We start from the raw sequence: 12,899 nt of genomic DNA, 5'->3' as shown, positions 1-12,899 counted from the left end.
TAAAATATACATTTCGATAGGTGTCGCTGTTTGTTTTTACGCCAAAATTAAAGCAAAATGCGGCTTATAGGTATCTGTTTTAACACGAGCCTTTAGGTCATGCAAAATGCTGTACAGCCCGAAATTAGTGCGATTGATGTAGATGAAATGTTTAACACCACGCGGCTGTTTAAACTCCGGCATCTTTGAAATTTTATCACCAAAAGCATACAACTCATTAAAAAAGTCGGCCTGGCCAAAATCAACAACCGGGTCAATATACGGACGCGCAAACAAGCCTATCATTTGCTTGTACATGGTGTAATAGAAGTTGATCTGCTGTTCGGTATCATTAGGCAATATCATTTCCAGTCTGCGGAACGCTGCTATGGTTTCTTCTTTATTATTAAGCGTTTGGGTATAAATTAAAGAGTAGAATGGATAATAAAAATCATCAGGCATTTCTTTGATGCAGCCAAAATCAATAACACCAAGCTTGCCTTCAGGTGTGATAAGGAAATTACCGGGATGTGGGTCGGCGTGTACGGCTTTCAGCTCATGCTGCTGAAAATTATAAAAATCCCACAAAGCTTGCCCCACCTGGTCGCGTAGTTGCTGTGATGGGTTGGTGTTTAAAAACTCACGCAGGTGCATGCCATCCAGCCAATCCATGGTGATGATGCGTTTACCCGATAACTCCGGATAGTATTTCGGGAACACCACATTATCAAGATCAGCACAAGCTTTTGAAAATTCAATAGAGCGGCGCACCTCCAGTTCGTAATCGGTTTCTTCCAGCAGGCGTTCTTCTACCTCGTTCATGTAAACGTCCAGCTCTTTGCCACTCATGCCTATTAGCCGAAGCGCGAAGGGTTTTACGAGTTTTAGGTCGGATGATATGGAATCGCCAACACCAGGATACTGTATCTTAATCGCCAGTTGTTTGTCGTTCAATTCGGCTTTATGTACCTGGCCGATGGAGGCAGCGTTAGATGATTTCAGTTCAAACTTATCATAGATCTTATCCGGCGATTTACCTAAATACTTTCTAAAGGTTTGGTAAATAAGCGGACCCGAAAGGGGAGGGGCATTATACTGCGATTGAGAGAACTTATTTACATAAGCCTGTGGCAGCAGGTTTTTATCCATGCTGAGCATTTGCGCTACCTTTAACGCGCTTCCTTTCAGCTCGCTTAACGATTGGTAGATATCTCCAGCGTTATCCTCGTCTAACTCTGTACGGTCAAGATCAGGGTTGAAAAGTTTTTTAGAGTAATGCTTTATATAGTTGCCGCTAACTTTCAGACCGGTTTTTACAAACTTGCCCGAGCGTTGCAACTTACTTGTAGGGATGCTATTTTGTTCTGATGCCTGTTCTGCCATTCACACTGTATCCTTAAACCACTATTAGCTAACAAACTCTTTTAACGAGCCGTTCTGCATTAAAAACTTGCCATAATCTAACAGGTTATCAATTGGTGAGCGCTGGAAAAGATCAAAGGCTACATTAATGCCTTTTTCAATAGCTTCGTCCGTTTTTTCAAAACCTGCTGAGCTGTCTTTTATCCAGAAATGCAGCACAAATACCAGCTGAGCCCAAAGCGCGTCTTTGTAACGTTTAGCAAAAAACTTACGGTCAGATAATTCGCCACTTTCCAGGCCTTCATTCAATATTTCATCGCTGAAGTTTAAGAACAAGTTTTTTAATCCCTCAAAAACTTTAGGGGTTTGCAGACCCTTAGGCGCGTGTTTTAAACTATAAACGGCAAAGCTGCGGTCGCGTTTTAGCAGTTCAAAAAAGCTGTAGAAAAACGACAGGGCTTTTTCGCGGGCGGCATAACCGGCCCAAACATCCTGCGCTTTAACTTCACTGATAACAGTTTGCCCTATGTCTGTCCATATACCTTCCTCTATCGCATCGAAAGAGGCATACAGGTCATAAAAATCGGCCTCGCTCATTTTTTGCTTTTTAGCAAACACATAAACCGAGTTAGGCCTTTTGCCTTCGGTTAGCACGTAATCAATAAATGCTTTTTTGATAGTTTCTTTAGTGGCCATGGCAAATAGTTGTTTATCAAATATACGGTATAAACGCCTGCCGGTATGTCATTGTTATTTAATAAACAACAATTTTTAGGTGTGCAGTTAAAAAAGTAAAGCCCCTGATGGGCAGGGGCCTTTACTTAACCAATTTATAAACCATATATGAGAAGAGAGGCGTGAGAATGGATTCGAACCATTGTAAAGAGTTTTGCAGACTCCCACCTGAACCGCTCGGTCACTCCGCCTTGTTTTTTGTTAGTTTATGTTTGTATAAAAGGCCTTGCTATCGGCATAAAACTGAGCGTTAACATTGTTGTCTGTGTAGATCATGTGACCGGCATTATAATAGTTACTGCTAACCTGCGCTGTGTTTAACTCACTTACCGCTTGCTTTATGGTTTCAACGGGCGTAGCCAGATCATAATAGCCACCAACCACATGCACTCTTAATAACGGGTTTTCTTTTAAAAGTTGTTTTAGCTGAGGGATCACATCGAGGTAGTAACCTGCCCGGCGTGAGCCAAAGTTCCAATCGCTTATGGTAATGGTAGCTTTGTAATCCAGATCTGTTTTAAAGCCAAGCTCGTTTTGAAAATAATTTGCCAAAGCCTTTGGATAAGTAGTGCGTAATGCGGCCTCGCTTGGATCGCCTTTTTTACTGATGCCGGCCACCCGTGCATCAAATATGCCTGTGCGGTTGCCATCCTCGTTCAAAATCAGTTGTGCAAATTCATGGTCAGTTATGCGGTAGTTATGTTGTTTTAGCCAGTTTTTATTAATGCCTGTGTAATAGCTGAGTTTGTTTAAAGTGCTATTGACATTGGTAGTATCTCCATTTAATAACTGGCTGTACTCAATGTTAGCAAAGGTCTTAACAAGTGCGGCTAATTGTTGCGGTGGCAAAGCCAGCAACTCAGGAGCTAACTGTTTATGATACTGTGCTATAAGCGCGTAAGTAGGCATATAGAGCGGGTAAGCGGCATCATTACCGGTTTTGAACGTAACCGTTTTATAATTCAATGCCGGCGAAATAAGCGTTAGTCCGGCTATTTTAATATTGTAATTGTTTTGCAGCTGTGCAGCCAAACCTGCCGCGCGGGCTCCGCCATAGCTCTCACCGGCCAAATAAATGCCTGAAAGTTTATTGTTAGCATTTTTTAAATATTGAGCTACAAATTGCGCAATCACCTCAACATCTTCCTTATATCCGTAAAATTGCTTTTCGTCAAAGCCTTCAGCCGCGCGGCTATAGCCTGTGCCTACCGGATCAATAAAAACCAGATCTGTAAATTGTAACCATGTTTGCGGATTGCCGCTATAATTTGCGTTACCTGTTTGTACCCTTACAGGCGCTAATGCACCCATGTGCAGCCATACCGAAGCAGAGCCCGGGCCACCGTTAAATACAAACGTTACCGGGCGGGTAGAAGTAGTATTGAGCGTATAAGCTGTGTAAAATATATCGGCGACTACCTTATCGTTATTGTTTTTTACCGGCAGATGCGCAGCAGTAGCATTGTAGTTATACGTGTTATTGCCAATTGAAATTTGGTTATGACCGGTTACTGGTGTTACCAAGCCGTTGGTTGTAGCCCATGAGCTTAATATAAGTACTAAGATTATTGCAGTTATGCCGGGTTTAACAAAAACTGCGCGCTGATGCGAGAATGTGAACATTGAAAATTGATATTAAGTATTTATTGATGTTGTTAGGCGAGGAGCCCCGCAGAGAATTAGCAGCAACAGCAGCAACACATGCTGTGTTGAGCCATGCGCATTCGCATCAAAAAATTAACTATAATATCTTTAACTGACATTTTATTTTGCTTGGTCTGTATTGCAGACGCAACAAATGTAAAAGGCATTTTTATTAAAAACAAGAAAAATCTATAAAATCTACCTATTTTGTAGATTATAGTAAAAAACAGATTTTGGTTAGATTGAAGAGAGGTGGGAGGATTAGCATACCTATAAAGCAAAACAGGAGACGGCATCTTGCGATGTGTCTCCTGTTTTTTAACTTTTCGCTCAACCGTAGTTATTCGTAAAGCTATCGGTGTTTCGTATGTTAACCGGCTTGCCTATAATAGGTCTTCCCTTTAAAAGGATACCTGCGGGCTAAGCTATTATGCCGGGTGCCAATCTCCGTAAAAACTGGCAGGGCTAATAATACCTTATTGTAATTACATTGCAGTTGCCGCGGCTGTCGCCGTTTTTGTTTTGTGTAATTCAGGCAGTACCGTGATCTTTAGCTTGTTCCGAAAAACCGTGCCCGATTCACTTCCCGTTATCCTGTAAGGCTGTTAAAGTACGTCGTTTCCGATAATTCTAATATCGGTGAGTAAGGCATTCAATGCAAATTTTTTTACCCGTTTTTACAAACAGGATATTAACAATAGAGGGTAGGTTATTAACATAATACCGACAGTTCAATATTGATTGTAAAGTATTAGTTAACAGGTAGGAGCAAAAACGCGTTAGTATTTTCATGGTCATTGTAATTTGGGTTGTCAACACAAAAAATATCAACACTTTGAGAGCTTTTTGAGTGAAAGCCTGACTTTTTTATATAGGAACTGAAGGAAAAGTACATTTAATTAAATAATTGGCAGTTAAGATTATACCAGGAGCTAAATGCTATTAATCCATTTGTGATTATTGGCACAAGTTGCTTACATTTATAAATAGCCACGGATAAACCTGCCGCGCTAAAGCCAATAAACCTGATTACCTATATGGAAAACCTATTGCTAACGCCCGACAAGGAAAAGAACTATCAAAGCTATATGGTATTTGCACTGACCATTATTTGGTCTTTGGCAACGAGTTTGGTTGTTGTTGTGGGGTTTTTCTATTTTCCGTTACTATGGTCACGGTGGGTACTTTTATTAACCATTGCAATTGTTATAGCTGTATCTAATCTCGCCTTAAACTATTACGGCCATACGCGCACGGCCAGCTGGTTACTTTGCACCATGCTTTGGTTTTACATTACCATTCCATGTATTACGGCAGGAGGTATTTTTGCCCCGGGCATTCTCTCGCAAACGGCTATTATTCTTACAGCAGGATTTTTATTGGGCCGCCGTGGTGGCCTGGCCATAGGGCTATTAACCATTGTTGCCGACTTTTTGCTCGCCTGGCTGGAATTAAACGGACACTTACCTGAAACGGTTGTTTTGCATGATCCTTTCAGCCGTTGGATCAGTGCTATTATTCCTTTCGGTACCGTAATGGTTTTACAATATTACGCAATTGATCATCTAAGAAAAAGCCTAACCTCTATGCAAAGGGAAATGGTAAAACGAAGAAATGCCGAAGCAGCCAAAGATGACACATCGCGGGAGCTCTCCGTGCGCGAACAAGAACTGCAAGATTACAAATATGCCCTGGATATTTCGTCAATTGTGGCCATTTCAAATGTGGAGGGCACTTTCACTTACGTTAATGAGAATTTTTGTAAAGTGAGTAAGTATACGTCGGAGGAACTGATAGGTAAGCCACATACCATACTCTTGTCCGGCGTACATCCACCTGAATACTTTATTGAGATGGGTAATGCTATGCTGGCCGGAAAGCCTTTTCGTGGTGAGTTTTGTAACAGGGCAAAGGATGGTTCTTTATATTGGGTTGACTCCACTGTGGTTCCGTTTCTGGATGATAAAGGCGAGGTTTATCAGTTCATTTCCATCAACCGGGATATTACGGAAAAAAAGGAAGCAGAAGAACAGCTCAGAGCCAACAAAGAACGGTATAAATCCATTATCGCCGTGTCTAACACCGGCGCATGGGAGTACGACCACGAAACAAATAAAGTATGGCATAGCGCGCAATATTTCTCCATGTTGGGTTATGATGAGCCGCAAGGCGTTTGGGAAGGTCCGGATAGCTTGTCATGGGTAACTCAGTTACATCCTGAAGATAAAGAACGGGCCGTTGAGGTTTTCGATGACTTTATGAAAGGAAACGACAAGGATATTTACGAGAACATTTTCCGTATGCGTCACAAAAATGGCGACTGGGTATGGATCCTTTCACGTGCTAAACGGCTGCTTGATAAAGACGGCAACATTACCAATATCTGTTTAGGCACCCATACCAATATTACGGAACGGGTAAAGGCCGACGATAAAATAAGGGAAACAGAACAATTGATAAAAAAGATCACCAGCCAAGTGCCGGGCAATACCTATATGTTTGAAATAGAGGAAAGCGGCATGCCAAATATATTATTTGTTAACAGGGGAGCAGAGGAATTCAATTTCAGGGCTGATCTGAATGATATTTCGGCCGACGCTGCAAAGATCCTGGAAGTTTGGCACCCGGATGACCGGGCGTTATTTACTGAAAAAATGAAGGAAGCACGTCTTACAACTGGGCGAATTAGCTTTCAATACCGTGTTATTGTAAACGACGCGATAAGATGGCGCTGGCTGCAGGCCACACCCGAGGAAGGCAAAGACGGGAAAATGATCTGGTATGGCGCTACGCGCGATATCACCGATCTGGTAGATTATATTGCCTCTGCCGAACAGATACTGTTTGATATTTCGCACGTTCTCAGACGCCCGGTTTCGTCAATGCTTGCGCTTACTACGCTCATCAATGAGGGAGATCTGGATGTGGAAGAGGTGCTGCATTTTGCGCGCCAGCTGCATCCCGTAGCGCTTGAAATGGACAAGTTTATGATAGAACTGAACGAGGTATATGAGCGGAAAAGAAAGGTAAATACGCTAAATATTGATTTCCATTTGCTTGTAGATAAGCGAAATTCTTTGTTTGATAGAAGTAATGGGGGTATGAAGTTATAGAGCCGTTCCTCTAAATTTGATTTCCATCATTTGGGATCTAAGTCCTCTTAAAAGCAAAACGGGAGTCCGTCTTTTTCAAGTGGATCTCCCGTTTTTAACTTTATGACTCACCGTAGTTTTTCATAAAGCATCAAGTTTTCTGTAACATTACTGACCCGATCTCATCTTCGTTTTCCCATGTTCCGTTTACCTACAACCCGATGGATATAGATAATTTGGCGATCAACGGTGCGCTACTTATGCGTATAACGCTGGCCTAAGCCAACCAACCATTTTTCCTGCACCTCGCCGGTCTATCTGTTATCCGTTACCGAATTTTTAATAGTTGGCGGTGGTTCAACTCCAATTCCTTCAAAGGTCATTATTTAAACTGCTTTCCTCCGTAGAGTAATCGCATTTAATAAATAATACCCCGTTAACTGTACCTTCCGTCATACCCTCTCGGGCTTGTCTTTTTGTACCAGTTCAGGCTTTCCCGTGATCTTTAGCTCCTCCTGAGATTCGCCCGATTCACTTTCTTTAGTCCTGTAAGGCTGTCAATGTACGTCGTTCTTGATAATATACTAATATCAAAAGGCTGAATAATGTTTCAGAAAAATTTAAATTTTTTCAAATAGGATGTTTTATAGCAAGGAAGGTTATTGGACCTTAAAGAGATAATTGATAAATCTGGATGTGGTTTGGAAGTAAAAATCTCTTAAAAGCAAAACGGGCATCTCCAAATTATAGAATTTGGCTCTGTAAAATCTATTCCTTAGGAGTTACTCTCTTTCCGTTTTTATCAAGATAAAATACGCCTCCAGAAAAGTGAAAGCCGCCGTAATATACAATCAGATCACCTTGAAAACCCAAATAACAATGCATTGGTATTTCGTTAACAACCTGGCCCTTTGTATTAATCAATGCGTCTAAATAGTAATCATTTATTGTTACAAAGGGTGCGTAATGTATTCTCACTCCACACAAACCATTTTCGAATTTATCAACTACATAAAACTTAGGTTGTATAACTATGTCCCCTTTCAAGTTTTTAAATCCCCATAGGTTGTCTTGTTGAAATTTTATAAGTGCGTCTTTATGTGATAAAGGATGATCGGCCAGCTTACTATTAACTTCGATTCGGGTATAAACCGAATTTTCCAACCTGTTTCCATGTACGTCAATAGGATAGAAATCAGTAAACTTTTTATCGCTAACAAAAGCGACTCCATTTTTGAAGTTGCCTTGTCCATCTTGCCATGTCTTATTGAAAACCCTTGTCCCTTTTTTATTTACAAACCATTGTTCTGTAAAACTGCTTATTCTTGCAAAGCCTTCACTAAATCCAGTTTCAGGGAAGTTATCACTTATATCAAAAACGAAGTTCCCAATCGTATCTATACATATCCATTTGCGTCCTTTATTAGTAACCTCTTTGGATACAAAACACAATCCATCGTTGAAATCTGTAACATGTAAGTAATCGGGTTTTACCTTTACATTTCCATACTTATCGATAAACCCATATTTGTTATTCTTTCCAACAAAAGCGTATAGTCCATTTCCTTGACCATAGCTTGCAACGGAAAATAGGAAGATAATTAGGGCAAATATTAAACGCATTAGTTATTGAGAGATATTACAGAAGATAAGGTAGCAAAAATCCCTTAAAAGCAAAACGGGAGTCCGTCTCTTTCAAGTGGATCTCCCGTTTTTAACTTTATGACTCACCGTAGTTTTTCATAAAGCATCAAGTTTTGTGTAACATTACCGACCCGATTTCATCTTCGTCTTCCCATGTTCCGTTTACCTACAACCCGATGGATATAGATAATTTGGCGATCAACGGTGCGCTACTTTATGCGTTTAACGCTGGCCTAAGCCAACCAACCATTTTTCCTGCACCTCGCCGGTCTATCCTTTTATCCGATCCGGATTTTTAATAGTTGGCGGTGGTTCAACTCCAATTGCTTCAAAGGTCATTATTTAACCTGCTTTCCTCCATAGAGTAATCGCATTTATAAATAATACCCCGCTAACTGTACTTTCCGTCATACCCCCTTGGGCTTGTCTTTTTGTACCAGTTCAGGCTTTCCCGTGATCTTTAGCTCTTCCTAAAATTCGCCCGATTCACTTTCCGTTGTCCTGTGAGGCTGTCAATGTACGTCGTTCTTGATAAATCCAAGTTCGTGACATTTTTACTTTTTTACAAATTTTTTTTATCGTTTTTATAAACAGTCAATTAACAGGTTACTCTCGGTTATCAACATAGATAATTTATATTTAAACATATGTATATCAATATCTTAAATGATAGCAATTTAAGGTTATTAACAATTTATTTATCCACAAAATGCGTTAATTTTAGCTATATATCACAATCAAATACTTCTTTTTATTTTTCGCTTCGATGTTTTGATAAAGCGTAATTAGCATTTTTCAATCAATAAAACACAACTTAAAAGCCGCTGTTGTAAGTACATGATAACTACAGAATTTGACGCTATGTTAACCGGATCAGATGGGCCGGTTAATGGTGTGGTAAAACGCTTGCCTAATGGCGCGTACCACTTTATTTCAATTGACGATACTTTGCACATCACTATTGCTAAAGATGAAGAAGGTAACTGGAAACGCATAGACGGTACAGAACCTTACTTTTCAGGCTGGGCAGATGAGTTGGCAGAGCAGATAAGTAAAAGCTAAACATTAATTTAATTTAGTGCATGGAAAACAGGGAACTTGGCAGATCGGGTATAATGGTTAAGCCATTTGCATTTGGCGGCAATGTGTTTGGCTGGACAGCCGATGAAAAGCGATCTTTTGAATTATTAGATGCCTTTGTTAATGAAGGTTTTGATCTGATAGACACAGCAGATGTTTACTCGCGTTGGGCGCCTGGTAATAAAGGTGGCGAAAGCGAAACTATTATAGGCAATTGGCTCAAACGATCAGGCAAGCGCGATAAGGTAATTATCGCCACTAAAGTGGGTAAGCCTATGGGCGATGATATGAAAGGGCTATCACGCGCTTACATCTATAAAGCTGTTGAAGCATCTCTAAAAAGGTTGCAAACCGATTATATAGATCTTTATCAATCGCATGATGATGACAAGGACACACCTTTGGAAGAAACCATGCAGGCCTTTACAGATCTGATAAAAGAAGGCAAGGTTCGGGCCGTGGGAGCTTCTAATTATAGTGCCGACAGATTTAAGGAGGCCCTTAAAGTGAGCATGGAAAATAATTTGGCCCGTTATGAAACCCTTCAGCCGGAGTATAACTTGTATGACAGGGAGCAATATGAAACCGAATATGAGCGTATTTGCCTGGAGAATAATATTGGCGTTATTACCTTTTACTCTTTGGCCAGCGGTTTTTTAACAGGGAAGTACCGTTCTGAAGCCGATCTTCAAAAAAGTGCGCGCGGCGGTGGTGTTAAAAAATATTTAAACGACCGTGGCTTCCGCACATTAGCCGCCCTGGATGAAGTGGCTGCTCGATACAACGCTACGCCTGCTGCCGTATCAATAGCGTGGGTAATGGCAAGGGTTGGTATAACCGCGCCTATTGCCAGTGCAACTTCTGTACAACAATTGAATGAAATTTTACAGGCCGCTAAACTAGAGTTAAGTATTGAAGCGATGGATAAATTAACGGACGCGAGCAGGTATTAAACTTTCCTCACGGTTAGAATGACAAAAAAAATAGAAAGCCCCGCTCGACTGAATTGAGCGGGGCTTTCTATTTATATTCCTTTTAAAAATTACCAAACCCTTATCCTGTCGGCAGGGGCTTTGTACATTTTATCGCCTGGTTTAACATCAAATGCAGCATACCATGCATCAATGTTGGTTATAGGCGCGTTTACACGGTGCTTGTTAGGCGAGTGCGAGTCTGTTAAAATTCGTTGCGCGGTTGTTTCATCGCGCATAATGCTACGCCAAATTTGCGCATACGATAAAAAGAAACGCTGATCTGGCGTAAAGCCGTCAATCTTCTCGGTAGACTGGCCCTGTTTGGTTTTTTTGAAAGCCTGATAAGCTACATTCACACCACCTAAGTCGGCAATATTTTCGCCCAAAGTTAGTCTGCCGTTTACGTGTAGGGTATCTAAAACCGTTAAAGCATTATATTGACCAACAACCTGGTCAGCACGTTTGGTGAATTTGTCGTTATCATCCTTGGTCCACCAATCGCGCAGGGTGCCATCAGCATCATATAAACGACCTTTGTCATCAAAACCATGGGTCATTTCGTGGCCAATTACAGCGCCAATACCGCCGTAGTTTATAGCATCGTCAGCACCCTCGGAGAAGAACGGAAACTGTAAAATACCCGCCGGGAAAACTATCTCGTTATTCTGCGAATTATAATAAGCGTTAACGGTAGGCGGTGTCATGCTCCAGCGACCTTTATCAACCGGTTTGCCTAAGCGGGTAACATTGAAATTGTAGCGCCATTCTGCAATACGTTTAACGTTGCCGGCATAATCATTACGATTGATCACAAGTCCGGTGTAATTTTCCCATTTATCAGGGTAGCCAATTTTAACTGTGAAGGAGTTTAATTTTTTAAGCGCTTTGGTTTTTGTCTCCGGACTCATCCAATCTAATCCCTGTATGCGTTCGCCTAAAGTAACTTTAAGGTTGTTTACCAATGCCAGCATACGTGCTTTTGCAGCCGGCGTAAAATATTTCTCTACATAAAGCTGACCCAACAATTCGCCAATGCTGCCGTCAACCAGGCTGGCCATACGCTCATTACGCGGAGCCTGAACTACCTGGCCGGTAAGTACTTTGTTAAAGGCGAAACGCGCGTCAACAAAAGGTGAACTTAACGAGCCTGTATTGTTTTTTAGGATGTTCCAGGTTAAATAAACTTTCCATTGATCTACCGGCGTGGCAGCTATCATTTCATCAGCCGTTTTAAAAAAGTTAGGGTCGTCAACCAGCATACTGTCTTGTGGAGTAGCTTTCATCATCGGGATGATCTGTGCCCAGTTTAAATTAGGAGTGGTTTTGCTGAAATCGCTTACCTTAACTTTGTGGTAAGTAAGGTTAGGATCCCTGCGGTCAACGCGGCTCATTTGCGCTTTAGCCAGCTTGGTTTCCATTGCCAAAATAATATCGGCATTGGCTGCGGCAGTAGTTTGCGGTGTGCCGGTCAACGTAAACAATGCAATAATGTATTTTTTGTAAGCCTCGCGAATGGTTTTTGAGCGGGCATCGTCTTTTAAATAATAATCGCGATCAGAAAGCGTGGTGCCGCCCTGATCAATATCGATCATATAATGCTCCGGATTTTTAGAATCTCTGCCAACGCCAAAGCTGAACAAAGTACCACCTTCGCCATGCGTGCGAGCATACGCAATTTCAGCTATTACGCCTTTAATGTCATTGATCTTGGCAACACGGGCCAAAGCCGGCTTAATAGGTGTATAACCGAGTTTTTCAATAGCAATGCTATCCATACCGCTGGCGTACAGATCGCCAACGCGTTGTTTCAGGCTGCCTGCCGGGGCACCTTTAACTTTGCTCACTTCGTTAACAAGGGCAATTAAGCGGTCGGTATTGTCCTGCGCTAAAACATAGAAACCACCCCAGGCGCTTTGCTTAGCCGGAATAACATTGTTTTTTATCCATCCACCATTGGCATAATTATAAAAATCATCGCCGGGCTTAACAGACATATCCATGTTGGCCGGGTCAATGTATTTTGCCGGTGGATCGGGTTCTTGTCGGTCAATAACAAATGCCGACGCGGCAAGGCATATCATGCCTCCCGCAAATAAGTGCGTGTACTTTACTTTCATTGAATAATAAAATCAGTTGCTGCGAATATAACGGATTTTGTTTGGATTTGGTGTCGACTCACCCCGGTGCCTCTCTGCTTCGCGTCAACTTACCCCCAGCCCCTCTCTGCTTCGCAAAGAGGGGAGAGTGAAATTGTGTAAGTTTGAAATAGCCCTCTTTCCGCCGCAGGCGAAGAGAGGGCAGACCAGCGTAGCGAGGTCGGGTGAGTAAAATAGTCCATCGACTCACCCCCAACCCCTCTCTGCTACGCAAAGAGGGGAGAAAGAAGATA

Annotated in this window: 8 protein-coding genes and 1 tRNA gene; 3 read left to right on the top strand and 6 right to left on the bottom strand. The window is 41.7% G+C overall.

The window, feature by feature from the left end:
• Nucleotides 1-36 precede the first annotated feature (36 nt).
• The 4 genes from CLV57_RS14010 to CLV57_RS14000 all read right to left on the bottom strand — a co-directional run bounded on the left by CLV57_RS14010 (nt 37) and on the right by CLV57_RS14000 (nt 3,699).
• Entirely contained in the window at nt 37-1,362 is a 1,326-nt protein-coding gene (locus tag CLV57_RS14010) for an ABC1 kinase family protein (protein ID WP_100342010.1), read from the bottom strand.
• Nucleotides 1,363-1,386: 24 nt separating this feature from the next.
• Nucleotides 1,387-2,037 (bottom strand): TetR family transcriptional regulator C-terminal domain-containing protein, encoded by a 651-nt coding sequence (locus CLV57_RS14005; protein WP_100342009.1) that lies wholly within the window; start codon nt 2,035-2,037, stop codon nt 1,387-1,389.
• A 157-nt stretch (nt 2,038-2,194) separates the two neighbouring features.
• Nucleotides 2,195-2,267 (bottom strand) — tRNA-Cys (locus CLV57_RS18400).
• Nucleotides 2,268-2,277: 10 nt separating this feature from the next.
• Nucleotides 2,278-3,699, bottom strand: coding sequence for a S10 family serine carboxypeptidase-like protein (locus CLV57_RS14000; protein WP_100342008.1), 1,422 nt, complete (start codon nt 3,697-3,699; stop codon nt 2,278-2,280).
• Between the two features lie 1,058 nt (nt 3,700-4,757).
• Here CLV57_RS14000 and CLV57_RS13995 point away from each other — a divergent pair.
• A complete protein-coding gene (locus CLV57_RS13995; RefSeq protein WP_100342007.1) occupies nt 4,758-6,833 on the top strand; it encodes a PAS domain-containing protein in 2,076 nt (691 codons plus the stop codon).
• 747 nt (nt 6,834-7,580) lie between these two features.
• On the opposite strand, the gene CLV57_RS13990 is transcribed toward CLV57_RS13995, so the two are convergent.
• Entirely contained in the window at nt 7,581-8,435 is an 855-nt protein-coding gene (locus tag CLV57_RS13990; protein WP_100342006.1) for a WG repeat-containing protein, read from the bottom strand.
• An 858-nt stretch (nt 8,436-9,293) separates the two neighbouring features.
• Here CLV57_RS13990 and CLV57_RS13985 point away from each other — a divergent pair.
• On the top strand, nt 9,294-9,518 hold the full coding sequence (locus CLV57_RS13985) for a hypothetical protein (RefSeq protein ID WP_157799165.1): 225 nt from the start codon (nt 9,294-9,296) through the stop codon (nt 9,516-9,518).
• 20 nt (nt 9,519-9,538) lie between these two features.
• Nucleotides 9,539-10,489: an aldo/keto reductase gene (locus tag CLV57_RS13980; RefSeq protein ID WP_100342004.1), complete on the top strand. Its 951-nt coding sequence runs from the start codon at nt 9,539-9,541 to the stop codon at nt 10,487-10,489.
• 89 nt (nt 10,490-10,578) lie between these two features.
• Here the strand turns inward: CLV57_RS13980 and CLV57_RS13975 are convergent, their stop codons facing one another.
• Entirely contained in the window at nt 10,579-12,627 is a 2,049-nt protein-coding gene (locus CLV57_RS13975) for a M13 family metallopeptidase (RefSeq protein ID WP_100342003.1), read from the bottom strand.
• Between the last annotated feature and the right edge of the window lie 272 nt (nt 12,628-12,899).

The sequence above is a fragment of the Mucilaginibacter auburnensis genome (genome assembly GCF_002797815.1).
GTDB classification, from domain to species: Bacteria; Bacteroidota; Bacteroidia; order Sphingobacteriales; family Sphingobacteriaceae; genus Mucilaginibacter; species Mucilaginibacter auburnensis.
Note: the sequence above shows the minus strand (reverse complement) of the source record. Positions and strands in the feature narration are given on the sequence as shown.